We start from the raw sequence: 22,698 nt of genomic DNA on the forward strand, positions 1-22,698 counted from the left end.
GTGCGCGGCCCGCCGAGCCGCCCGATGTTCAGGCCGATTCGGCGAGAGCGGCGGCCTGCCAGACGTCGGCGAGATCCTGCAACGGGATGTCCAGAGCTCGGCTCAGACCGACGACGGTGCCGAAGGCGGGGCTGGGGAGCCGGCCGGATTCGATCTTGCGGAGGGTTTCCGGTGAGATTCCGGCGGACCGTGCGATATCGCCGAGCTCCCGGCCCGCACGGGCCGAGCGTAGACAGGCGCCCAGGCGGCGGCCTGCTTCGATCTGCGCCGGGGTGAGCGGGAGACGGACCATGCGGACAGACTACGAGCGGTATTCAAATACCGCAAGCAGTTTGGTATACAAATACCGGATGCCGTACGGTGGTATTTAAATACCGTCGAGGGAGGTACCCCGTGGTCGAGCTGAAGACGCCCGACGAGATCGAGAAAATGCGCGTGACCGGGCAGTTCGTCGCTCAGATCCTGACCGAACTGCGTGCGCGCGCCCAGGTCGGCGTGAATCTGCTCGACCTCGAACTCCATGTGCGGCAACGTATTCAGGAGCGCGGCGCGAAGTCGTGCTACTGGGACTATTCGCCGTCCTTCGGCCGCGGCCCGTTTCGCAACACCGTCTGCCTGTCGGTGAACGACGCTGTGCTGCACGGACTTCCGTTCGACTACGTACTGCGCGACGGCGATGTCCTGACCATGGACCTGGCCGTCGAGCTCGACGGCTGGGCGGCCGACTCGGCCGTCACGGTGATCGTCGGCACCCCCGCGGAGGCCGACCGAAGGCTCGTCGCCGCCAACGAGCAGGCGCTCGCAGCCGCCATCGAGGTGGCCGTTCCGGGCAATCGAGTCGGTGACATCTCCGCCGCGATCGCCGCCGTCGCCCGTGCGCACGGATATCCGATCAACACCGAATTCGGCGGCCACGGCATCGGCCGGACCATGCACGAGGATCTGCACATCCCCAACGACGGCCGCGCCGGACGCGGATTCACACTGCGTCGCGGGCTCACCATCGCCATCGAACCGTGGTTCGCGGCCACCACCGATCGCATCATCGTCGACCCCGACGGCTGGACGTTGCGCTCGGCCGACGGCTCACGCACCGCCCACAGCGAGCACACCATCGCCGTCACCGACCAGGGGCCGCGAATCCTGACCCTCGCCGCCTGAGCCGCGAATGCGGCCGCCGAACCGGTTGTCCCGGAAGATTTCCCAGACTTCCTCCGGGCCGGGTGAGCGGGCGGCAGGGATCGACGCTTCCGCCCGCACCGTCACTCCGCGAGTTCCGGACACGAACACCAGACGTATCGGCCACGCGGCGACGGCGATAGGCTGCGTGCGTGGAGAACCCCTTCGGCGCGGTCGGCACCGCGAATTACGTGCTGCTGACCAGCTTTCGCAAGAACGGCACCCCGGTCGGAACGCCGCTGTGGGCAGCTCTGGACGACGGCAAGCTGTACATCTGGACCGTCACCGACAGCTGGAAGGTCAAGCGGATCCGCCGCAATCCCGCGGTCACCCTGCAGCCCTGTACCGTCTCGGGCACTCCGCGCGGAGCGGTCGTCAATGGCACCGCGCGAATCCTCGACGACGCCGGCAGCGATCGGGTGCGGCGGCTGATCAAGCGTAAGTACTCGATTCAGGGCTGGCTGGTCGTGGTCGGTAGCCAGTTGCGTCGCGGGCGGCAGGGCACCGTCGGCATAGAGATCACCGCCGAAGACTGAATCACCCGCTCGCGACGGGGCCGCCGTTATCGGGCCCCGGCCTGCGGGGTGATCGACAGCCCGACCGAACCGTCGCTTCCCTTGATCAGTTTGTGCCCGCGGATGAGGATCGTGCCGATCACGCCGTACTTGTGGCCGACGATACCCCGAACCCGCTCGGTCCCCGACGCGTCGAGTACCTCGGCCGTACCGGTCAGCACCTGCGCTGAGGTGGCGCGACCACGGCTGTCGCACGATTGCAGCCGGACCTGCGGATTGCGACGGATCCGCTTCACCTTCCACGACGAGCCATAGGTCCACACCACGATCCGGTCCCCGTCCGGCGCCACCCACACGGGAGCGCCCACCCCGGTGCCGTCCTTCTTGTAGCTCGTGAGCCGCACGTACTTACTGTTCGCCAGTTCGTCCCAGGTCATGGCACAACGCTAGGCCGGGCCCGCCGCACACACATCCGCCCGTGGTCGGACCCGGCGGTACGCCTTCGGGCGTACCGCTACTCGAGTTCGCCCTCGGTCTCCAGGTACACCTGCCGCAGCCTGTCCAGAGTTTCCTGTTCGGGCTGCTCCCACAGCTTGCGGTCGGCCGCCTCGAGCAGCCGCTCGGCGATGCTGTGCAACGCCCACGGATTCGACTGCTCCATGAACTTGCGGTTGGTCTCGTCGAATACGTAACTCTCCGAGAGTTTTTCGTACATCCAGTCGGCCACCACATTGGTCGTGGCGTCGTAGCCGAACAGATAGTCCACGGTGGCGGCCATCTCGAACGCGCCCTTGTACCCGTGCCGCCGCATGGCATCGAGCCAGCGCGGATTCACCACGCGCGCCCGGAATACCCGCGCGGTCTCCTCGGACAGGGTGCGGGTACGCACCGCGTCGGGGCGGGTGCTGTCGCCGATGTACGCCTCGGGATTGGTGCCGGTGAGCGCGCGTACGGCGGCCACCATGCCGCCGTGGTACTGGAAGTAATCGTCCGAGTCGGCGATATCGTGCTCGCGGGTGTCGGTGTTCTTGGCCGCGACGGCGATTCTCCGGTAGGCGGTGCGCATATCGTCCGCGGCGGGGGCGCCGTCCAGGTCGCGCCCGTACGCGAAACCACCCCACGCGGTGTACACCTGCGCCAGATCGTCGTCGGTACGCCAGCTGCCCGAATCGATCAGCTGTAGCAGGCCCGCGCCGTAGGTCCCCGGTTTGGAGCCGAAAATGCGTGTGGTGGAACGGCGTTCGTCGCCGTGCTCGGCCAGGTCGGCCCGGCTGTGCGCGCGCACGTAGTTCAGCCGATCCGGCTCGTCCAGGTTCGCGACCAGCCGGACCGCGTCGTCCAGCATGGCCAGGACGTGCGGGAAGGCATCACGGAAGAAGCCGCTGATCCGGACGGTCACGTCGATGCGTGGGCGACCCAGCTCGTCCTGCGGAATCACCTCCAGAGTGGTGACTCGCCGACTGGCCTCGTCCCAGACCGGCCGCACCCCCAGCAGCGCCAGGACCTCGGCGATATCGTCGCCCGAGGTACGCATGGCGGAGGTGCCCCACACCGACAGCCCGACCGAACGCGGGTAGTCGCCGTGGTCGGCCCGATACCGTTCGAGCAGCGAATCGGCCATGGCCTGACCGGTCTCCCAGGCCAGCCTGGAGGGCACCGCCTTGGGGTCCACCGAGTAGAAATTGCGGCCCGTCGGCAGCACATTGATCAGCCCGCGCAGCGGCGATCCGCTGGGCCCGGCCGGGATGAACCCACCGTTCAGCGCGTGCAGAATGCGCGCGATCTCCACCCCGGTCTGCCGCAGGCGCGGCACCACCTCGGTCGCGGCGAAGCCGAGCACCCGGCGCACCGCGTCCAGACGTTCGCGATCGCCGCCGGAATCGGTGAGCAGGCGTTCGGTGAGCGCATCGATCTCCGTGACCGCCCAGTCCGTCTCCTGCATGGCCGAGACGAGCTCGCGCGCCCGCTTCTCGAAGGCGTCGACGCGTTCGCGCGATTCGTCACCGGATTCGCTGAGCCCCAACGCTTCTCGCAGGCCCGGGACATGATCCTCACCGCTCCACAGCTGCCGGGCGCGCAACATGGCCAGCACCAGATCGACCTCGGCCTCACCGCTGGGCGCCCGGCCCAGCACGTGTAGACCGTCACGGATCTGCACATCCTTGATCTCGCACAACCAGCCGTCGACGTGCAGCAGCATATCGTCGAAGGATTCCTCGTCCGGGCGCTCGGTCAGGCCCAGGTCGTGGTCCATCTCGGCCGCGCGCATGAGGGTCCAGATCTGCTGGCGGATGGCGGGCAGTTTGGCCGGGTCCAGCGCCGAGATGTTGGCGTGTTCGTCCAGCAACTGCTCGAGCCGGGAGATGTCGCCGTAGGTCTCCGCCCGCGCCATCGGCGGAATCAGATGATCGACCAGGGTGGCGTGGGCGCGGCGCTTGGCCTGGGTGCCCTCGCCGGGATCGTTCACCAGGAACGGATAGATCAGCGGCAGATCGCCCAGTGCCGCATCGGTTCCGCAGGCCGCGGACATGCCGAGCGTCTTGCCGGGCAACCATTCCAGGTTGCCGTGTTTGCCCAGATGAATCATCGCGTCGGCGGCGAAACCGTCCGGCGCGGCAAGCCAGCGATAGGCGGCCAGATAGTGGTGGCTCGGCGGCAGATCCGGATCGTGGTAGATCGCGACCGGATTCTCGCCGAAACCGCGCGGCGGCTGCACGATGAGCACCACATTGCCGAATCGCAGTGCGGCGATGACGATTTCGCCGCGCTGATCCGCCGAACGGTCGACATACATCTCCCCCGGCGGCGGGCCCCACGCCTGCACGACCGCCTCGCGCAACTCCGCGGGCAGGGTCTCGAACCAGGCGGTGTAGGCGGCCGCGCCGATGCGAATCGGATTGCCCTCCAACTGTTCCGCGGTCAGCCAGTCCGGGTCCTGCCCGCCCGCCGCGATGAGGGCGTGGATCAGCGCGTCGCCGTCGGCCTGCTCGAGGCCCGGGATCTCGCCCGGCTCACCCAGATCGTAACCGGCCGAACGCATCTCGCTCAGCAGCTCGATGGCACTGGCCGGAGTGTCCAGGCCGACGGCGTTGCCGATGCGGGCATGTTTGGTCGGATAGGCCGACAGCACGATCGCGATCCGCTTGTCCGAGGCCGGAATGTGCCGCAGCCGCGCGTACCGCACCGCGATCCCGGCCACCCGCGCGGCCCGCTCGGGATCGGGGACGTACGCCGACAACCCCTCCTCGTCGAACTCCTTGAACGAGAACGGAACCGTGATGATCCGACCGTCGAATTCGGGCACGGCCACCTGGGTGGCCACGTCCAGCGGCGAGAGGCCTTCATCGCTGCCGGCCCACTGCTCGCGACCGGTGGTCAGGCACAGGCCCTGCAGGATCGGCACGTCCAGATCGGCGAGTGCGCCGATGTCCCAGGCCTCGTCGTCACCCCCGGCGGACGCGATGGCGGGTTTGCTGCCGCCCGCGGCCAGCACCGTCACGACCAGTGCGTCGGCGCCGCGCAACGTGGCGATCAGTTCCGGTTCCGCGGTGCGCAGCGACGCGCAGTACAGCGGCAGCGGTCGCGCACCGGCCGCCTCGATCGCGGCGCACAGCGCCTCGACGTAGGCGGTGTTCCCGGCCAGATGCTGGGCGCGGTAATACAGCACCGCGACCGTGGGACCGTCGACGTCCGCAGGCGCGGTCCGTTCGAGTTCACCCCAGTTCGGCAGGTGTACCGGCGGCTCGAAGCCGTATCCGGTGAGCAGCACGGTGTCGGACAGGAAATTGTGCAGCTGACGCAGATTCCCCGGGCCACCCGCGGCCAGATAGTTGTGCGCGTCCGCGGCGACACCGCCGGGAACGGTCGAGCACTCCATCAACTCCGCGTCCGGCGCCATCTCCCCGCCGAGCGCGACCACCGGGACACCGCTCGACCGCACTGCGTCGAGCCCCTGCTCCCATGCCCGGCGTCCGCCGAGGATGCGCACCACCACCAGATCCACGCCCGCCAGCAGGGCGGGCAGATCGTCCGGCAGCAGTCGCGCCGGATTGCCGAGCCGGTAATCGGCGCCGCTGGCCCGGGCGGACAGCAGGTCGGTGTCGGAGGTGGACAGCAGCAGGATCACGATCGGCCTTTCCTCGGGTGACGCGCCCATCAGGGATTCATGCCCGCCGGGAGGGTCTGACTGTCACAGTGGCGCGACCGCACCGGAATTGCACCGGTTTCCTCGGGGACAGGCGAGCACCGGGGATGCTACCGCGCCGCGCCGACACCCTCGCTCAGCGCCCGTAACGACCTGATTTACACCCTCCCGGAACGGACAACCCGGGCGTACGCTCGATGTATGCCGAACTCACCAGGTTGGGCCAGGCGGAATCGCTTCGCCGCCTGGTCAGGAATTACGTGCATGATGATTGCTGTCGCATTGCTGGCGATGGCACTCGCGGCTACTGCCGAGCAGCGCAGCTCGCTGGCGATCATCGCGGCCTGCGCGTGCGCGGCAATCGCGATAGCCGGTCTGCTGGTCTTCGAATCGACAGCCCGTGCCGATCGAAACCGCCACCACCACACTCCGTGTCTGTTGTCCGACAGTTACGTTCCGGCTCCACCGTGGGCGCGTGGCGCCCGTGTGGTGCGTGGTACCGGCAGAAGAGGATTCTGAGCGCACATCCGGCCGCGCCGGCCCGCGGCGCGAGCAGAGTTCACCCGCGGCGGATCGTACTCACGCGAGTCGTACGCTGAAAGGATCATGACTCGCTCCGCCCCCGATTCCTGCCCCGGTGTGCTGCGTCTGCACGAGGCCGCCGACGGACCGCTGGCGCGTATTCGCGTACCCGGCGGCCGGTTGCGCCCGGATCAGCTACTGACTCTGGCCGAGGCCGCCCGCGATCTCGGTGACGGCGGTATCGAGCTGACCTCGCGCGGTAACGTCCAGCTCCGCCGGATCGGTGATGCCGACGCGCTGGCCGCCCGGCTCGGGGCGGCGGATCTGCTGCCCAGCCGCACTCACGAGCGGGTGCGCAATATCGTGGCCTCGCCGCTGTCCGGACGGGTCGGTGGCCTGGCCGATGTCCGGGAGCTGATTCCACGGCTGGACCACGCCTTGCGTATGGCGCCGGCTCTGGCCGACCTGCCCGGCCGGGTGCTGTTCACCCTCGACGACGGACGCGGCGATGTCAGCGGCCTCGACGGCGATTTCGGCATCCACGCCGTAGGCGCGGACGATTACGCACTGCTGCTGGGTGGCCGCGACAGCGGGGTCCGGGTGCCGGATACCCGGGCCGTCGAGGTACTGCTCGCCGCCGCGCACGAGTTCCAGGGTGTTCGCGGCGAACAGTGGCGGCTGCGCGAAGTCCCCGGCGGACCCGCTCGCATCCTCGCCGCGCTCGGTGCCGAACCGACCGCGGAACTGCTGGAACCGACTCCACCACAAGATATTCCGATCGGCTGGTGCACCCAGGACGACGGCCTGGTGAGCCTCGGCGCGGGTGTGCGGCTCGGTGTACTGCCCGCCCGGACGGCCGAATTCCTCGCCGCCGCGGACCGTCCGGTCGTCGTCACACCCTGGCGCAGTCTGATCCTGTCCGACCTGGACGAATGGACCGCCGAACAGGTAGTGCGGGTGCTGGCCCCCATGGGCCTGATCTTCGACGCCGCCTCCCCCTGGCTGCTGGTGACGGCCTGTGCCGGACAACCCGGCTGCGCCAGATCTCGCACCGATGTGCGCGCGGATGCCGCGAACGCGATCTCCGGAGGGCGGGTTTCACCGAGCGGCACACGGTCTTCCGGGCACGGCCGGGCCGCCGCGGAGATCGCGGTTCCGGGGCATCAGCACTGGTCCGGATGCGAACGCCGGTGCGGTCGCCCGCGCGGCGCCGTCACCGACGTGGTGGCCGCGTCGGACGGCTACCGCATCACCCCGCCCGAACCTCCGCGCACCTGATCGGCGCGGGGACGAACACCCGCCGGGCGCTCACCGGCACAGTCGGTCCGGGCGCCCGCGTGACCGGCAACTAGGGTGTACGCCATGTCCGACGTGCGTACCAGCTACCTCACCGACGGGGCCGAGATCTATCGGCGCTCGTTCGCGACCATCCGTGCCGAGGCCGATCTGACTCGGTTCCCGGCCGATGTCGCGCAGGTGGTGGTGCGCATGATCCACGCCTGCGGACAGGTCGATCTGGCCGCCGACGTGGACCACACCGAGCATGTCGTCTCCCGTGCGCGCACCGCGCTGCGAGCCGGTGCTCCGATCCTGTGTGATGCCAACATGGTCGCCGCCGGGGTGACCCGCAAACGCCTGCCCGCGGACAACGAGGTGATCTGTCTGCTCGGCGATCCCCGGGTCCCGGACTTGGCGCGAACCATGGGCAATACCAGATCGGTTGCGGCGCTGGAACTCCTGCGCGACCGCCTGGACGGTGCGGTGGTCGCGGTGGGCAATGCGCCGACCGCGCTGTTCCATCTGCTGGACATGCTCGACGCGGGCGCGCCGCAACCCGCCGCGGTGCTGGGCATCCCGGTCGGCTTCGTCGGCGCCGCGGAATCCAAACAGGCTCTGACCGAATTCGGCGGTGTGGACTATCTGACCGTCCGGGGCCGGCGCGGCGGCAGCGCCATTACCGCGGCGGCGCTCAATGCGATTGCGAGCGAACAGGAATGAGCGATCAGGACCGCGGACAGCGGAGCGGTAAGCTGTGGGGCGTCGGACTGGGTCCGGGTGATCCGGAGCTGGTCACGGTCAAGGCCGCGCGGATCATCGGCGAGGCCGACGTCATCGCCTTCCACAGCGCTCGGCACGGCCGCAGCATCTCTCGCGGTATCGCCGCACCCTATATGCGCCCCGGGCAGCTCGAGGAGCACCTCGTCTACCCGGTGACCACCGAGACCACCGACCATCCGGGCGGCTACCAGGGCGCCATCGACGAGTTCTACGAACAGGCCGCGGCCACCCTCGCCGCCCATCTCGCGGCCGGGCGCTCGGTAGCGCTGCTGGCCGCCGGAGATCCGCTGTTCTACAGCTCGTACATGCATATGCACCGCCGCCTGGCCGACCGGTTCGAGGCGGAAATCGTCCCGGGCATCACCTCGGTCAGCGCCGCCTCGGCCGCCCTGGGCACTCCCCTGGTGGAGGGCGACCAGGTGCTGACCGTGCTGCCCGGAACCCTGCCCGCCGAGGAGTTGACCCGCCGACTGACCGAGGCGGACGCGGCCGTGGTGATGAAGTTGGGGCGCACATATCCGGGTGTGCGGCAGGCACTTTCGGATGCGGGCCGGTTGGACGACGCATACTACGTCGAGCGGGCCAGTACCGGGCGGCAGCGGGTGCTGCGCGCGGGCGCGGTGGACGCCACCGAGGTGCCCTACTTCGCCATCACCGTCGTGCCGGGCCCGACGCCCACGACCGAGATTGCGCTCACCGCAGCGGATTCCGCACCCACGCGCACCGTCCGCGCTTCGGAAACCGAAGCGCCGCAGGATGATCGCGCGGCGATCGGCGAGGTCGTGGTCGTCGGTCTCGGCCCGGGATCACCGGACTGGACCAGCCCGGAGGCCGCCCGCGCACTGTCCGAGGCGACCGATCTGGTCGGCTACACCACCTATATCGACCGGGTGCCCACCCGCCCGGGGCAGCGCCGCCACGCCAGCGACAACCGGGTCGAATCCGAACGCGCCGCGATGGCACTGGATCTGGCCAAGCACGGTGCGCGGGTCGCGGTGGTCTCCTCCGGCGATCCGGGCGTATTCGCCATGGCCGCGGCGGTGATCGAGGAATCGGCCGATCCGCAGTGGCGCGACGTTCCGGTGCGCGTGCTGCCCGGGATGACCGCCGCGAGTGCGGTCGCGAGCCGGGTGGGAGCGCCGCTGGGACATGATTTCGCGATGATCTCGCTGTCGGACCGGCTCAAGCCGTGGGAGACGGTGGCACAGCGCGTTTCCGCGGTGGCCGCCGCAGATATGGCCATCGCGGTGTACAACCCGGCCTCGTCGCAGCGCACCTGGCAGGTCGCGGCGCTGCGCGATCTGGTGTTGGAACACCGCAAACCGGATACACCGGTGGTACTGGGCCGCGACGTCGGCGGGCCGGCCGAGTCGGTTCGCGTGCTCAGCCTGTCCGAACTCGACCCCGCCGAGGTGGATATGCGCACATTGCTCATCATCGGAGCCTCCACCACCACCGCATTCGACACTCCCGCCGGGCAGCGGGTGTTCACCTCCCGGCGGTACGCCACCCCCTGAACGCACCTCGCGATTCGAGCGTTAATATTCCAATGTGGAACGTTGATGTGTGGAAGGGGTGCGCATTAGATGGCCGAGAGTGAACCGAAACGAGGCCTGAACTCCACTGCGGCCTCGCTGCTGGGTTTCCTGCACGAGGGGGCGATGGCCGGATGGGATCTGGTCAATCTCGCCCAGGAGCGGATCGGGGATTTCTGGACGATCACGCAGAGCCAGGTGTACCGCGAACTGGCCGCGATGGACCGGATCGGCCTGGTGGAGAAGGGCGAGACAGGCGTGCGCGAGCGCACGCCGTACCGGATCACCGAGGCCGGTCGAGAGGCCTTCGCGCAGTGGATCGCTCGCGATCCGGGCGCGGAGACCATCCGGGTACCGCTGCTGCTGACCCTGGCGTTCGGTGAATTCGTCGAGCCGCAGCGGCTGAACCGGATCATCGCCGCCAATCGCACGATCCACGAGGAACGACTCGCGCGATACCTCGCGAGCATCGATGAGACGCAATCCCGATGTGACAGGGCCACACTGGATTTCGGGATCGGCTACGAACGCGCGGTGCTGGAGTGGTTCGATCGGCTGCCCGGGTTGCTGGAGCGGTCCGACAACGACCGTCCGCCTGCCGGTTAGCCACTGCCGCACGACAGTGCGCGCAGCCATTCCCACGCGGCGGCAACCGATTCCGCGACTCGCGCACCCGCGGGCAAGGGCGGGCGATCGATCATGACGACGGGTATCCCGCACGTTCGTGCCGCGAGTAGTTTGGCCACGGTGAGCTCGCCGCCGCTGTCCTTCGTGACAAGGACGTCGATTCGGTGTTCGGTCAGCAGGCGAATCTCGTCCTCGACCGCGAAAGGCCCACGCGCCAGCAGTAATTCGTGATTCGGCGGCAGCGGCGCGGTGGGCGGATCGATCGAGCGGATCAGAAACCAGCGGGTGGTCGGACCCGCGAACGCGCCGGCCTCTTGACGGCCGATCGTCAGGAATATCCGGGACCCCAGCTCGGCGACGGTGTCGACTGCCGACGCGACGTCGGGAACCCGGATCCACCGGTCTCCGGGACGTTCCCGCCATCCCGGCCGCCGTACGTGCAGCACGGGCAGGTCCAGCGCCGCGGCCGCAGCGGCCGCATGGGCCGAGATGACGCCCGCGAACGGATGGGTGGCATCGATCAGCGCATGGATTTCGTTGTCGCTTATCCAGTCCCGGAGCCCGTCCACACCACCGAAACCACCGACCCGGACCTCTCCGACCGGCAGCACGGGCCTGCGAACCCGACCCGCGAGGGAGGACACGACTTGGAAACCGCTTTCCCCGCTGACCATTTCGGCCAGTTTCCGAGCCTCCCGGGTTCCGCCGAGTATCAGGACGCGGAGACCACCGGAGTGCTCACCCATCCTTCACCACCGCCCACTGGGTGATGGGCAGGTGGGGGCGCCAGGCGGTGAATCCGCCGAGCGGTTCGGCACGGTAGACCTGGAATCGGCTCAGTGCGCCGCCGAATTCGGCGGCCCATGTGCTCAACAGCGTCTCCGATTCGGCGGTGACCGCGTTGACGACCATGCGTCCGCCGGAACGCAGTCGTACCCAGCAACTTTCGAACAGGCCCGGCTGGGTCAGCCCGCCGCCCAGGAATACCGCGTCGGGCGTGGGGAATTCGTCGTCCGACAGCTCCTCGAGCACCTCGCCCAGGACCGTGATCCCCGGCACACCCAAGGCCAGCGCGTTGGCTGCGATCTGTCCGCGGCGCGCACCGGATCGCTCGAAGGTGATCGCGCGGCAGGCCGGATGGGTCCGGCACCATTCGATGGCGATGGTGCCCGAGCCGCCCCCGACATCCCACAGCAGCTCGCCCGGAGACGGCGCGAGCGCGGCGAGCGACAGGGCGCGCACCTCGCGTTTGGTGAGCTGGCCGTCGCCGCCATAGCTCTCGTCCGGCAGCCCGGGCAGCCTGGTCAGTCGTGGTGCGCCCGGATCGGCGAGGCAGTCCACGGCGACGATGTTGAGCCGATCGCCCGACGGTTCGGACCAGTCGCCCGCGACGCCCTCGACCATGTGCTCGGCCGGACCGCCGAGCTGTTCGAGCACCGTCATCCGTGACGCCCCGAAACCGTTGTCCGACAGCAGTTTCGCAAGTTCTGCAGGGGTGCGCTCATTTTCGCTCAGCACCAGGATCCGGCGGCGGTGGGCCAGCTCCGGCAATACCGTCTCGATCGGGCGTCCCACGGCCGTGACCACCGCGATCTCCGCCAGTCCCCACCCGAGCCGGGCACAGGCCAGCGCGGCCGAGGACGGCTGCGGAAACACCCGAAGCGCCTGTGGCCCGAGGAGTTTCGCCAATGACACCCCGATGCCGTAGAACATCGGATCGCCGCTCGCGAGCACACAGACATGTCTGTCGCGGTGTGCGGCAAGTAGATTCGCGAGCGCGGGCAGCAGCGGCGACGGCCAGGGCAGGCGATCGGGCCCGCCCGACGGGATCATCGCCAGCTGCCGGTTGGAACCGAACACCACATCGGCGTGCTCGACGGCCGCACGCGCCGACGCGCCGAGCCCGTCCCAGCCGTCCGCGCCGATACCCACCACCGCGATCGGGGTTCGGACGGGCCACGGCTCCATGCCCGGACCCGGTGCGTCGTTCATCGCGGCAACCGTCGCCAGACCGATCGCGGCAGGAAGCGCACGGCGAAGTAGAGCGGGCGCATCATGGCCGGGGCCCAGGCGATCGCGCGGCGGGTCCGCAGACCGGCGACGACCGTGTCGGCGACCTGGCCCGGCCGCACCGAGAAGGGCGCCGGATCCATTCCCTCGGTCATCCGTCCGATGACGAAGCCGGAACGCACCAGCAACAGGTGAACTCCGCTGCCGTGCAACGCATCCGACAATCCGGTGGCGAATCCGTCCAGACCCGCCTTACCCGACCCGTACACGTAGTTGGCGCGCCGGACACGGAAGCCGGCGACGGAGCTGAAGACCACCAGCTGTCCGCTCCCCTGTGCGCGCAGCATGGCCGCCAGGGTCGTCAGAATGCTGACCTGCGCGATGAAATCGGTCTGCAGGACCGCGACCGCCGCGGCGGGGTCCCGTTCGGCGAGTTCCTGATCGCCCAGCACTCCGAAGGCCAGCACAGCGACGCCGATCCGGCCGTGCTCGGCGGCGATCTTGTCCAGCAGCGGCTGATGCGAGGGCAGATCGTCGGCGTCGAATTCCACGGTGTGCACCGCCGTCGCGCCGGCCCGGTCGAGCGTCGCGCGTTCACCGGCCAGATCGGCGCTGCGCCGCGCGGCCAGGATCACCACTCGGCCGCGCGCCATCCGCTCCACGATCTCGAGGCCGATCTCGCTGCGACCGCCCAGCAGGACGATCGCGCCCTCGTCGACCTCGTGTGCCCGCATACCCATGACGAATAGTCTGCCACCGCGACCGCGCCGAATCGGACACGTGGGTGCGGTCGGGTCACTCGGGTGCGGGGGCCGCGGTGCAGATTGTTAGCGTCACACCCATGACCAGCACCGGCGCACGTATCGCACTGTCCGCGGCCGCCCTCGGATTCGTCGCCGAGCGGCATGTGGCCACCCTGACCACACTCCGCGCGGACGGCACCCCGCACATGGTCCCGATCGGGTTCACCTGGGATCAGGACAGCGGCATCGCCCGCATCATCACCTCCGGCGACACGGTGAAGGCCCGCAACGTCCGCCGTACCGGTTATGCGGCGGTCAGCCAGGTCGACGGCGCCCGCTGGCTCACCCTCGAGGGGCCCGCCGAAATCCTCACCGATCCGGACGCGGTCACCGAGGGCGAACGCCGCTACGCCGAGCGTTACCGCGTACCGCGGATCAATCCCGCCCGCGTCGTCATCGCCATCCGCCCCACTCGCCTGCTCACCGGAACGGCTCTGCGCGACTGACCTCTCAGAGGGCGGTCAGCCCGTGCGGGCGGTGGTTGACCGATTCGCGGCCGTCCTCGGTGACGATGACGATGTCCTCGATGCGAGCGCCCCATTCGCCCGGGAAGTAGATGCCGGGTTCGATGCTGAAGGCCATGCCGGGCTCGAGGACGATGTCGTTACCGGAGACGATGTAAGGCTCCTCGTGGACCGAAAGACCGATGCCGTGTCCGGTGCGGTGGATGAAGGCATCACCCAATCCCGCCTGCGCCAACACATTTCGCGCGGCGGCGTCGATCGATTCGGCGCTCACGCCGGGGCGTACGGCCGCGACGGCCGCCGCCTGGGCCTGTTCGAGCACCGCGACGCGTTCGGCGATCTCCGGGGCCGGCTCGCCGACGACGTAGGTGCGGGTGGAATCGGAGTAGTACCCGGGCTCGACCGGGCCGCCGATGTCCACGACCACCACATCGCCGGATTCGATCGTGCGCTCGGACTCCTCGTGATGCGGACTCGCACCGTTCGGCCCGCTGCCGACGATGACGAAGGCGGCCTCGGTATGCCCCTCCTGCACGATCGCGGCCCGGATGTCGGCGGCCACCTCGGCCTCGGTACGTCCCGCGCGCAACCACTCCCCGACCCGTGCGTGCACCCGATCGATCGCCGCGCCCGCACGGCGCAGCGCGTCGATCTCACTGGCGTCCTTGCGCATTCGCAACTGCCGCAGCACGGGCGTGGCCGAAACCGGCAGAGCGTTGAGCGCATCCGCGATCGGCAGCAGGTGCAGTGCCGGCATGGCATCGGCGACCGCGACCCGCGCCCCGGCGTTCAGCGTCGACTTGACGGTCCGGTACGGATTCACCCCGTCGACCCAATCGATGATCCGCAGCCCGAGAGCGCCCGCCGCCGAACCGGCCAGACCGGCCAGTTCCAGCTTCGGCACGACCACCGACGGCGTCTCACCGCTGGCGGGCACCAACAGACAGGTCAGCCGCTCGAACGACTGCGCGCGGGACCCGATCAGATACTCCAGATCCGGGCCCGGCGTGATCAGCAACGCGTCCAGATGTGCGGCGCGTACCAGTTCCGCCGCCCGCTCCAACCGGCTTCCGTACACCTCGGCCTCGAACCGTGATTCCGTATGCGCGCTCATGGTGATCAACGGTACGCGTTCGGGCGAGTCGCGACGCGGGATACCAGGGGCGCTCACCCGGCCCGCATTGTCGGACCGACCGGGTAGCGTCTGCAGCCATGAGCTCACCCGCCCCCGGTCCGCTGCTGCTGCTCGACGGCGCCAGCCTGTGGTTCCGCGCCTTCTACGCGATCCCGGAGAAGATCACCGCGCCCGGCGGCCGGCCGGTCAACGCGCTGCGCGGATTCACCGACATGGTGGCGGCACTGATCACCAGGCATTCCCCCACGCGGCTGGTGGTTTGCCTGGACCTGAACTGGCGCCCGCAGTTCCGGGTCGAGTTGATCCCGTCGTACAAGGCCCACCGCCTCGACCAGTCGGTGGATGCGGATCCCGGCGCCGAGGAGGTGCCGGACAATCTCACCCCGCAGGTCGACATGATCCTCGAGGTACTCGAGGCCGCGGGTATCGCAACCGCGGGTGCGCAGGGCCTCGAGGCCGACGACGTGATCGGAACCCTGGCCACCCGCGAGTCCACCGACGAGGTCGTCGTCGTCAGCGGCGACCGCGATCTGCTCCAGCTGGTCCGCGACGATCCGCAGCCCCCCGTGCGGGTCTTCTACGTAGGTCGCGGCCTGGCCAAGGCCGAACTGTTCGGCCCCGCCGAGGTCGCCGCGAAATACGGTGTCCCACAAGATAATGCGGGCCCCGCCTATGCGGATATGGCCACTCTCCGCGGCGATGCCTCCGACGGTCTCCCCGGCGTAGCGGGCATCGGCGACAAATCCGCCGCCACCCTGATCTCCCGCTTCGGCACCCTGGAGGCTCTCGTGGCCGCCGCCTCCGACCCCGATTCCGACCTGGCCCGGGGCATTCGCAACAAATTGACCGCCGCCGGGGACTATCTGAAGGCCGCCGCCCCCGTGGTCCGTGTGGTCCGCGACGCCGAGGTAACCCTCTCCCGCCCCGACACCCTCCCTGCCACCCCCGCAGATCCCGGCCGCCTCCGCACCCTCGCCACCACCTACAACACCGAAAGCCCCATCAAGCGCCTGATCACCGCCCTCGAAACCAACGCCGCCCGCTAGGCGTCGAGCCCTGACGCGCCAGTCACCTGCCCCTGGCCCCGAATCCACGGCGAGCCAACCGATTCCACGCCACTTTCCGTAAGCCCGAAAACGCCTCTACGTCGAAATGATGCACTGGAAGACTCGAAAAGTCATGCTGCACAATTCTTTTCGCAGCGCCATGTCGTTAACACCGATACAAACTCGACGGACCACGACGCTCTCGTAAAGCGATAGCCCTGCACAGCGGGCCATCGGGGTAGCAACTCCGCAATCCCAACCCGTCACGCAGATGCCGGCACCCCAACGCTTTTCAACACAATCCGGCAGTCCGCAACTTCCCCGGTAGAGATGAAAACCGCACCCCCAAGCAGTCAGACCAGGAAACACGCCCACCCCCAGGGGTTTTTGCCCAAGCCTGCGCCGAAAACTCGCCGAAGCGAAGCGAGGCGAAAGGAAACGCACCCAGCGGCGAAGCGTCTCGGTCCCGCCGGAAATCGCCCGCGAAGCGAAGGCTCAACAACGCCAACCCCAAGGTTTTCGGCGCGGCTCGTCGTTCAGCCCTCGAAGCGCATGGCCGAAGGCCGAGTCTCGAGGGCTGAACGACGAGCCTTAGAGAGCATCTGAGAACTCAATCTGCTGGCCCGCTGTCGCGGGCCAGTCGCCGGGTGAGGGCGTGAATGGCGGCGATGTAGACGATGGCTTCGTGGTGATCGGGGCGGGTCTCGTAGTCTCGGACGGTTCGCCGGTGTTTGGCCAGCCATCCGAAGCTGCGTTCGACGACCCACCGGCGGGGCAGGACCTCAAACCCGGTTGCTGTGTCGACGCGTTTGACGATCTGAACGGTCAGTGCCAGAACGGATTTCGCCCATACAAGCAGTCGCCCGGCGTAGCCGCCGTCGGCGAACACCAGCGAGACGGTGGCGAAGCGAGCTCGCAGCGCGGTCAGCAGCCGGTGCGCGGCGTCGCGGTCCTGGATCGAGGCGGCGGTCACTACGACCGCCAGCAGTAGCCCGCTGGTGTCGGTGGCGATGTGGCGTTTGCGGCCCTTGATCTTCTTGCCCGCGTCGTAGCCGGTCGTGGCCCTGGCCGCGGTGTCGGCGCCGCGGACGGTCTGCGAGTCGATCACTGCGGCCCTGGGCTGCGCCGCCCGTCCGGCTCGCACCCGTGCCCGGTCCCGCAGCATGTCGTGGATGCGTTGCCATGCACCGGATTTCGTCCACCGCCGGTAGATGTCGTAGACGGTTTTCGCGGGTGGAAAGTCGTGGGGTAACTGTGCCCAGGCGATCCCGCCGCGTATCAGGTAGAAGATCGCGTCCAGCACCAGCCGGCGGGGCCATTTCTCCGGGCGCCCGCCCTGGCCTGCGGTGTTGCCCGGCGGCGGTAGCAGCGGCCGCAGTAGCGCCCACTGCCGATCGGTCAGCGATGAGGACGGGTAGAACCGGCACTTCGGCGACGTGCCGTGGGCCGGGCACGACGAACACGAGCAGGTAAGCGACACTGACACAGGGACTCTCGGGTTACGACAGGATGGTGTGGTAACCCCCAGTCGTACCGGGAGTCCCTCTACATATCAGGCATCACACGCCGACCACATACCGAGTTCTCAGATGCTCTCTTACAGCGCCGAAAACCCCGCCGCAGCGAAGCGGAGGCCAAAAATGCAGCCGAAAACCCCACCGCAGCGAAGCGGAGGCCAAGAACCCAGCTAATTCGGGCGGCCGACCTCGTAGGTGCCGTCGGACTTCGTGACCTTGATCGTCACGCTCTTCTGTTCACCGCCCACCTTGAGTGAACAGGTGAACGTCTTGCCGACCTCCACCTTCTGCCCGGACGGGCAGCTGACGTTCTGTACGTCGTCGATACCGTAGGAATCCTTGAGCACCTTCTGCACACCGGACTGCACGGCACTGTTGTCCAGCTTGTCGCTGCCGAGGAAGACTACGGCCAGCACCACGACGACCACGATGACGACGACCGCGCCGATCCCGCCGCCGATGATCAGGCCGCGACGAGACTTCTTACCGGTGGGCTGCAGCGAGGACTGCTGCTCCTGATTCCACTGGCCGGACTGGTTCCACTGCTGCGGCTGCTGCGGCGGCTGACCCCACTGCTGCTGGGTCGCCTCCCACGGCTGCGGCTGCGCGGGCTGCTGCTGCGGCCACGACGTCGCGCTGCCCTGTCCCCACTGCTGCTGACCGGGCTGTTGACCACCCCACTGCTGCTGCGTCGGGTCGGCGTTGCCGGTGGCCTGCGCCGGCCAGGATGCCTGCCCGGACTGACTCCACTGCTGCTGACCGGCCGGTTGCTGACCACCCCATTGCTGCGTCGGGTCGGCGGGCTGCTGACCGGTCCACTGCTGAGTCGGATCGCTACTGTGTCCCTCCCCTGGACCAGGGGTATCGTTCGGTCCGTACGGGCCGCTCATCTGCCTGCCTCCACTCGTCGTCCTACACACGCTTGCCCCCCGCGTGAGGTCGTCAGTCGCTCACCACGGTCGGTACTCGCAAGCATCAAATCACAGTCGAGCGCAGTCTGTTCGCATTGGCTGTGTCTGATCGCGTGCGCACCGCAGCGGCAGGTCCTGTCGATCATTCCCACACTTCCCGCCGCTCACGCCGAGTCGACCGCAACCACACCGCGACGGATGGCACGGACCGCTTTGGCCGCCGTTCCCGCCACTTCCACATCGTCGGCGGTGTTGTGGATCTGGTCGAGCAGATCGATCACCTGACGGCACCAGCGCACGAAATCACCGGCCGAGAGCGCATTGCCCTGATCGCCGCTGGCCAGCAGGGATTCGGCCAGTCCGTCGCCACGGGCCCACTTGTGCAGCCCCGTGACGAATCCCAGGTCCGGTTCCCGGGTCGGGGTCAGCTTGTGCTGGGCCTCGTCGGTGCGCAGATCACTCCAGACGGCCATGGTCGCCGCGACCGCGCGCCGGATCGGGGCCGTCGGCCCTGCCGGGCCCAAATAGCCTGTGTCCTGGCGTGATTCGTATACCAGCATCGACACCACCGCGGCCAGTTCGGCCGGTCCGAGACCGCGCCAGACACCCTGCCGCAAGCATTCGGCGACGACCAGGTCGGCCTCGGTGTAGATGCGCGCGAGCCGACGGCCGTCGGCGGTGACCTCTCCCGCCTCGTCCACGTAGCCGCGATCGGTGAGCAGTTCCACGATGCGATCGAAGGTGCGGGCCAACGAATTCGTCGCCGCGGAGACTTTCTGGCGCATCGCCTCGGTCTCGCGTTGCACGCGGTTGTAGCGCTCGCCGACGCGCGCCAACTGCTCCCGGTCCGGCCGCGAATGCGCCGGATGCGAGCGCAGCGCGCGTCGCAAGGTGGCCAGCTCCCGATCCTCGCCACCCTTGGCCTTGGTACCGCGACGCTGCCGTCCGGGCGGGGTGATACCGGTGCTGCGCAGGGCCGAGGCGAGGTCGCGACGGGTGCGGGCGGTGCGGTGGTCGACGTGCCGCGGCAGCCGCATCCGGCCCAGCGGCTGCGCGGGCGTCGGGAAGTCGGCCGCGGAGATGCGCCCGGCCCACTTGTCCTCGGTGAGCACGAGCGGACGCGGATCACCCGGGGACTGATCGGGTTCCAGGATCACCGCCAGCCCCTGCCGTCGCCCGCTCGGGATGGCCACCACGTCACCGCGTCGCAGCGAGGTCAGCGCCGCCACCGCTGCGCCGCGACGATCGGCGCGACCCTGCCGCTCGATATCGCGCTCGCGCTGGGAGATGCGTTCCCGCAGCGACATGTATTCCAGGAATCCGTCGTGATCGATCTGCGACCGCAGTTTGCGCATCTGGCCTTCGTTGCGCTCGATCCCGCGCACCAGACCGACCACCGAGCGGTCCGCCTGGAACTGCGCGAACGAGCGTTCCAGCAGCGCCCGGGATTCCTTGGCGCCCATCCGGTCGATGAGGTTGATCGACATGTTGTATCCGGGGCGGAACGAGCTGCGCAGCGGATAGGTGCGGGTCGACGCCAGACCCGCGACGGCACTGGTGTCCACGTCGGGGTGCCACACCACCACCGCGTGTCCCTCGACGTCGATGCCGCGCCGCCCGGCCCGCCCCGTGAGCTGCGTGTACTCCCCCGGCGTCAGCTCGGCGTGCGATTCGCCGTTGAATTTGACCAGCCGCTCCAAGACCACCGTGCGTGCGGGCATGTTGATACCCAAAGCCAATGTCTCCGTGGCGAATACGGCCCGAACCAGGCCGTTGACGAACAACTCCTCCACGGTGTGCCGGAAGGCGGGCAGCATACCGGCGTGGTGCGCGGCCAGGCCGCGGAACAGCCCCTCGCGCCACTCCCAGTACCCGAGCACCTCGAGGTCCGCGCGCGGCAGATCGCCGGTATGCGCGTCGATGATCTCCGCGATGCGCTCGTGGTCGTCCTCGCGGCTCAGATCCAGCCGGGAACGCAGGCACTGCGCGAGCGCGCCGTCGCAGCCCGCGCGGGAGAAGATGAACGTGATCGCCGGGAGCAACCCCTCCTCGTCCAGCCGCGCCAGCATCTCCGGGCGGTGCACCGGGCGGAAGTCGCGACGCGGGCCGCCGCGGTGCCGCGGGCCGCTCCAGCCGTTCATCCGGTCGGCTTCCTCGCGGTGCTTGATGTACCGCACCAGATCCTCGTCGACGACGATCTTCTGATCACTGGACTTCTGGTCGAACAGATCGAACATCCGCCGCCCGACCAGCACGTGCTGCCACAGCGGCACCGGCCGGGTCTCGTCCACGATGACCGCGGTATCCCCGCGCACGGTCTCCATCCAGGCGCCGAACTCCTCGGCATTGCTCACCGTCGCGGACAGGCTCACCAGCCGGACGTCCGGCGGCAGATGCAGGATGACCTCCTCCCACACCGCCCCGCGGAAGCGGTCGGCCAGGTAGTGCACCTCGTCCATGACGACGTACGACAAACCCTGCAACGCGTCCGAGCTCGCGTACAGCATGTTCCGCAGCACCTCGGTGGTCATCACCACCACCGGCGCGTCCGGATGCAGCGACTGATCGCCGGTGAGCAGACCCACCTGACCTCGGCCGTAACGCTCCACCAGATCGGCGTACTTCTGATTCGACAACGCTTTGATCGGAGTCGTATAGAAACACTTGCCACCCGCGGCCCGGGCCAGATGGACCGCGAACTCACCGACGACGGTCTTACCGGCCCCGGTGGGCGCACATACGAGCACGCTGTGTCCGTCCTGCAGCGCCTCGCACGCCTGCTGCTGGAACGGGTCGAGCGTGAATGTCAGTTCAGCGGCGAATGCCGCGAGTTCGCCGATCGGCGACCGTTGTGCCACTCCTCAGAGCGTATCGGAGTAGTCCGACACTGGGCGCGGTGTTTTCTCCGAGGCGCCGGGCAGGATCGTCGCCGCCGGATCGATCGGCTGCGCCGGGCCCACCGGCTCCACCTGCCCGACCGCGTCGGTTCCGGTGAGCGGAGATGCCTGGTCGTCGGACAGCCCGCTCCAGTCCTCCCGCAGCCGCGCACGCCGCTTGTCGTTGATCCGGGACACCTGCACCGCGACCTCGAACAGGACGGTCAGCGCGCAGGCCAGTGCCAGCATGGAAAACGGGTCCTGGGGTGTGACGATGGCGGCGAAGACGAACAGTCCGAAGACCATTCCGCGCCGCCACTTCTTGAGCCGCTCGTAGGTGAGCACACCGATGGCGTTGAGCCCGACGATCAGCAGCGGCGTCTCGAAACTGACGCCGAAGATGATCAGCAGTTTGATGATGAACCCGAAATACTGGGTACCGCTCAACGCGGTGATCTGGACGTTGTTGCCGATCGACATCAGGAACCGCAGCGCGTGGGCGACCACCCAGTACGCCAGCAGCGCGCCGACCACGAACAGCAGCGCTCCGGAGGTCACGAAACCGATGGCGTACTTGCGTTCCTTGGCGTACAGGCCGGGGGTGACGAACCCCCAGATCTGATACAGCCACACCGGGCTGGCCAGCACGATTCCCGCGGTCAAGCCGACCTTGAACCGGAGCATGAACTGCTCGAACGGCGCGGTCGCCAGCAGCCGGCAGGCGCCGTCGACGCTCAGATTCGCCCGGGACGAGGCGGGCAGCGAACAGTAGGGTCCGCGCAGAATATCGCCCAGACTGTGCACGCCGAGGAATCCGTACTGGTACCACAGGAAGCCCAGCACGGTGGTGAGGCCGACGGCCAGCAGCGCCTTGAGCAGCCGCGAGCGCAACTCCTCGAGATGTTCGACCAACGACATCGTGCCGTCGGGATTCGTTCTACGTCGGCTGTGCCGGGGGTCGAACGGAATGCGCATGGATTCTGAAAGCCTCGCTGCTCGCCGGACGCCGGACCTGAGCGACTCGCCCAACGCCGTGATCCGGTATATCCCGGTTCGGCGCGGGCAGAGCCGACCTCTCGGCTAAGCCTTGTGCACTTCCGGATTCGGCTGGGCCTGCGGAGCGGGCTGGACCGGCTGCGAAGTGGGCAACTCCTGCGGGGCCGGCGCGGGAGCGGGCTGCTGCTGCGCAGGCTGCGAACTCTCGGACTGCATCTCGCTCATCTCGCTCTTGAAGATGCGCAACGAACGTCCGAGGCCACGAGCCGCGTCGGGCAGCCGCCTGGCACCGAACAGCACCAGCACCAGGACCGCGATGATGATCCAGTGTGTCGGGCCGAATGTACCCATCGATTACCT

Annotated in this window: 21 protein-coding genes; 9 read left to right on the forward strand and 12 right to left on the reverse strand. The window is 68.5% G+C overall.

The window, feature by feature from the left end; all coding sequences use genetic code 11:
- Window positions 1–28 precede the first annotated feature (28 nt).
- Complete coding sequence (locus tag NV1_RS24755; RefSeq protein ID WP_067895875.1) at window positions 29–292, reverse strand: helix-turn-helix transcriptional regulator; 264 nt, start codon at window positions 290–292, stop codon at window positions 29–31.
- Between the two features lie 101 nt (window positions 293–393).
- On the opposite strand from NV1_RS24755, the gene map reads away from it, so the two are divergent.
- A complete protein-coding gene (gene map, locus NV1_RS24760) occupies window positions 394–1,161 on the forward strand; it encodes a type I methionyl aminopeptidase (RefSeq protein ID WP_067895878.1) in 768 nt (255 codons plus the stop codon).
- Between the two features lie 170 nt (window positions 1,162–1,331).
- The gene (locus NV1_RS24765) at window positions 1,332–1,715 is read left to right on the forward strand and encodes a PPOX class F420-dependent oxidoreductase (protein WP_067895881.1); all 384 of its coding nucleotides are present in this window, start codon (window positions 1,332–1,334) and stop codon (window positions 1,713–1,715) included.
- 26 nt (window positions 1,716–1,741) lie between these two features.
- On the opposite strand, the gene NV1_RS24770 is transcribed toward NV1_RS24765, so the two are convergent.
- Together NV1_RS24770 and cobN are read right to left on the reverse strand one after the other, a co-directional pair.
- On the reverse strand, window positions 1,742–2,131 hold the full coding sequence (locus tag NV1_RS24770; RefSeq protein WP_067895884.1) for a PPOX class F420-dependent oxidoreductase: 390 nt from the start codon (window positions 2,129–2,131) through the stop codon (window positions 1,742–1,744).
- A 77-nt stretch (window positions 2,132–2,208) separates the two neighbouring features.
- Window positions 2,209–5,820, reverse strand: a complete 3,612-nt coding sequence (gene cobN, locus NV1_RS24775) for a cobaltochelatase subunit CobN (RefSeq protein ID WP_067895887.1) — start codon at window positions 5,818–5,820, stop codon at window positions 2,209–2,211.
- A gap of 282 nt (window positions 5,821–6,102) precedes the next feature.
- Between cobN and NV1_RS24780 the strand changes: the two genes are divergently transcribed.
- From NV1_RS24780 to NV1_RS24800, 5 genes are all read left to right on the forward strand, one after another.
- Window positions 6,103–6,357: a hypothetical protein gene (locus tag NV1_RS24780; RefSeq protein ID WP_067895890.1), complete on the forward strand. Its 255-nt coding sequence runs from the start codon at window positions 6,103–6,105 to the stop codon at window positions 6,355–6,357.
- Between the two features lie 87 nt (window positions 6,358–6,444).
- Window positions 6,445–7,638 carry a precorrin-3B synthase gene (gene cobG, locus NV1_RS24785; RefSeq protein ID WP_067895892.1) on the forward strand — a complete coding sequence of 398 codons (1,194 nt, stop codon included), beginning with the start codon at window positions 6,445–6,447 and terminating at the stop codon, window positions 7,636–7,638.
- Between the two features lie 84 nt (window positions 7,639–7,722).
- The gene (locus NV1_RS24790; RefSeq protein WP_067895895.1) at window positions 7,723–8,358 is read left to right on the forward strand and encodes a precorrin-8X methylmutase; all 636 of its coding nucleotides are present in this window, start codon (window positions 7,723–7,725) and stop codon (window positions 8,356–8,358) included.
- Window positions 8,355–9,935: a precorrin-2 C(20)-methyltransferase gene (locus tag NV1_RS24795; protein ID WP_067895898.1), complete on the forward strand. Its 1,581-nt coding sequence runs from the start codon at window positions 8,355–8,357 to the stop codon at window positions 9,933–9,935. Before NV1_RS24790 ends, NV1_RS24795 begins: the two co-directional genes overlap by 4 nt.
- Window positions 9,936–10,004: 69 nt before the next feature.
- Complete coding sequence (locus NV1_RS24800; protein WP_067895901.1) at window positions 10,005–10,559, forward strand: PadR family transcriptional regulator; 555 nt, start codon at window positions 10,005–10,007, stop codon at window positions 10,557–10,559.
- Here the strand turns inward: NV1_RS24800 and NV1_RS24805 are convergent.
- Genes NV1_RS24805 through dprE2 form a run of 3 tightly spaced genes read right to left on the reverse strand, consistent with a single transcriptional unit; the run spans window position 10,556 to window position 13,330 of the window.
- Window positions 10,556–11,326: a cobalt-precorrin-6A reductase gene (locus NV1_RS24805; protein WP_067895905.1), complete on the reverse strand. Its 771-nt coding sequence runs from the start codon at window positions 11,324–11,326 to the stop codon at window positions 10,556–10,558. The genes NV1_RS24800 and NV1_RS24805 overlap by 4 nt on opposite strands.
- Window positions 11,319–12,572: a precorrin-6y C5,15-methyltransferase (decarboxylating) subunit CbiE gene (cbiE, locus tag NV1_RS24810; RefSeq protein ID WP_245713899.1), complete on the reverse strand. Its 1,254-nt coding sequence runs from the start codon at window positions 12,570–12,572 to the stop codon at window positions 11,319–11,321. Before cbiE ends, NV1_RS24805 begins: the two co-directional genes overlap by 8 nt.
- Window positions 12,569–13,330 (reverse strand): decaprenylphospho-beta-D-erythro-pentofuranosid-2-ulose 2-reductase, encoded by a 762-nt coding sequence (gene dprE2, locus NV1_RS24815; RefSeq protein WP_157117336.1) that lies wholly within the window; start codon window positions 13,328–13,330, stop codon window positions 12,569–12,571. Before dprE2 ends, cbiE begins: the two co-directional genes overlap by 4 nt.
- Before the next feature lie 101 nt (window positions 13,331–13,431).
- On the opposite strand from dprE2, the gene NV1_RS24820 reads away from it, so the two are divergent.
- Window positions 13,432–13,839, forward strand: coding sequence for a PPOX class F420-dependent oxidoreductase (locus tag NV1_RS24820; protein ID WP_067895908.1), 408 nt, complete (start codon window positions 13,432–13,434; stop codon window positions 13,837–13,839).
- Window positions 13,840–13,843: 4 nt separating this feature from the next.
- Here NV1_RS24820 and NV1_RS24825 read toward each other — a convergent pair whose 3' ends face one another.
- Window positions 13,844–14,971, reverse strand: coding sequence for a M24 family metallopeptidase (locus NV1_RS24825; RefSeq protein ID WP_067895911.1), 1,128 nt, complete (start codon window positions 14,969–14,971; stop codon window positions 13,844–13,846).
- Between the two features lie 98 nt (window positions 14,972–15,069).
- Here NV1_RS24825 and NV1_RS24830 point away from each other — a divergent pair, with 98 nt between their 5' ends.
- Window positions 15,070–16,038 (forward strand): 5'-3' exonuclease, encoded by a 969-nt coding sequence (locus NV1_RS24830; protein ID WP_067895915.1) that lies wholly within the window; start codon window positions 15,070–15,072, stop codon window positions 16,036–16,038.
- Window positions 16,039–16,648: 610 nt separating this feature from the next.
- On the opposite strand, the gene NV1_RS24835 is transcribed toward NV1_RS24830, so the two are convergent.
- The 5 genes from NV1_RS24835 to tatA form a co-directional block, all read right to left on the reverse strand.
- Window positions 16,649–17,440 carry an IS5 family transposase gene (locus NV1_RS24835; protein ID WP_067896077.1) on the reverse strand — a complete coding sequence of 264 codons (792 nt, stop codon included), beginning with the start codon at window positions 17,438–17,440 and terminating at the stop codon, window positions 16,649–16,651.
- Window positions 17,441–17,725: 285 nt separating this feature from the next.
- The gene (locus NV1_RS24840; protein WP_067895917.1) at window positions 17,726–18,445 is read right to left on the reverse strand and encodes a DUF4333 domain-containing protein; all 720 of its coding nucleotides are present in this window, start codon (window positions 18,443–18,445) and stop codon (window positions 17,726–17,728) included.
- A 185-nt stretch (window positions 18,446–18,630) separates the two neighbouring features.
- Window positions 18,631–21,324 carry a DEAD/DEAH box helicase gene (locus NV1_RS24845; RefSeq protein ID WP_067895921.1) on the reverse strand — a complete coding sequence of 898 codons (2,694 nt, stop codon included), beginning with the start codon at window positions 21,322–21,324 and terminating at the stop codon, window positions 18,631–18,633.
- A gap of 3 nt (window positions 21,325–21,327) precedes the next feature.
- Window positions 21,328–22,317 carry a twin-arginine translocase subunit TatC gene (gene tatC, locus NV1_RS24850; RefSeq protein ID WP_067895924.1) on the reverse strand — a complete coding sequence of 330 codons (990 nt, stop codon included), beginning with the start codon at window positions 22,315–22,317 and terminating at the stop codon, window positions 21,328–21,330.
- Between the two features lie 105 nt (window positions 22,318–22,422).
- Window positions 22,423–22,689 (reverse strand): Sec-independent protein translocase subunit TatA, encoded by a 267-nt coding sequence (tatA, locus tag NV1_RS24855; RefSeq protein ID WP_067895928.1) that lies wholly within the window; start codon window positions 22,687–22,689, stop codon window positions 22,423–22,425.
- Window positions 22,690–22,698: the final 9 nt, after the last annotated feature.

It is taken from the genome of Nocardia vaccinii NBRC 15922, assembly GCF_001613305.1.
In the GTDB taxonomy this organism is placed as follows: domain Bacteria; phylum Actinomycetota; class Actinomycetes; order Mycobacteriales; family Mycobacteriaceae; genus Nocardia; species Nocardia vaccinii.

Excerpts from the sequence above, each read along its gene's own strand:
- NV1_RS24755 (WP_067895875.1), bottom strand. The coding sequence starts at position 292 with ATGGTCCGTCTCCCGCTCACCCCGGCGCAGATCGAAGCAGGCCGCCGC.
- NV1_RS24770 (WP_067895884.1), bottom strand. The coding sequence starts at position 2,131 with ATGACCTGGGACGAACTGGCGAACAGTAAGTACGTGCGGCTCACGAGC.
- NV1_RS24780 (WP_067895890.1), top strand. The coding sequence starts at position 6,103 with ATGATGATTGCTGTCGCATTGCTGGCGATGGCACTCGCGGCTACTGCC.
- cobG (WP_067895892.1), top strand. The coding sequence starts at position 6,445 with ATGACTCGCTCCGCCCCCGATTCCTGCCCCGGTGTGCTGCGTCTGCAC.
- NV1_RS24790 (WP_067895895.1), top strand. The coding sequence starts at position 7,723 with ATGTCCGACGTGCGTACCAGCTACCTCACCGACGGGGCCGAGATCTAT.
- NV1_RS24795 (WP_067895898.1), top strand. The coding sequence starts at position 8,355 with ATGAGCGATCAGGACCGCGGACAGCGGAGCGGTAAGCTGTGGGGCGTC.
- NV1_RS24800 (WP_067895901.1), top strand. The coding sequence starts at position 10,005 with ATGGCCGAGAGTGAACCGAAACGAGGCCTGAACTCCACTGCGGCCTCG.
- NV1_RS24805 (WP_067895905.1), bottom strand. The coding sequence starts at position 11,326 with ATGGGTGAGCACTCCGGTGGTCTCCGCGTCCTGATACTCGGCGGAACC.
- cbiE (WP_245713899.1), bottom strand. The coding sequence starts at position 12,572 with ATGAACGACGCACCGGGTCCGGGCATGGAGCCGTGGCCCGTCCGAACC.
- dprE2 (WP_157117336.1), bottom strand. The coding sequence starts at position 13,330 with ATGGGTATGCGGGCACACGAGGTCGACGAGGGCGCGATCGTCCTGCTG.
- NV1_RS24820 (WP_067895908.1), top strand. The coding sequence starts at position 13,432 with ATGACCAGCACCGGCGCACGTATCGCACTGTCCGCGGCCGCCCTCGGA.
- NV1_RS24825 (WP_067895911.1), bottom strand. The coding sequence starts at position 14,971 with ATGAGCGCGCATACGGAATCACGGTTCGAGGCCGAGGTGTACGGAAGC.
- NV1_RS24830 (WP_067895915.1), top strand. The coding sequence starts at position 15,070 with ATGAGCTCACCCGCCCCCGGTCCGCTGCTGCTGCTCGACGGCGCCAGC.
- NV1_RS24840 (WP_067895917.1), bottom strand. The coding sequence starts at position 18,445 with ATGAGCGGCCCGTACGGACCGAACGATACCCCTGGTCCAGGGGAGGGA.
- tatC (WP_067895924.1), bottom strand. The coding sequence starts at position 22,317 with ATGCGCATTCCGTTCGACCCCCGGCACAGCCGACGTAGAACGAATCCC.
- tatA (WP_067895928.1), bottom strand. The coding sequence starts at position 22,689 with ATGGGTACATTCGGCCCGACACACTGGATCATCATCGCGGTCCTGGTG.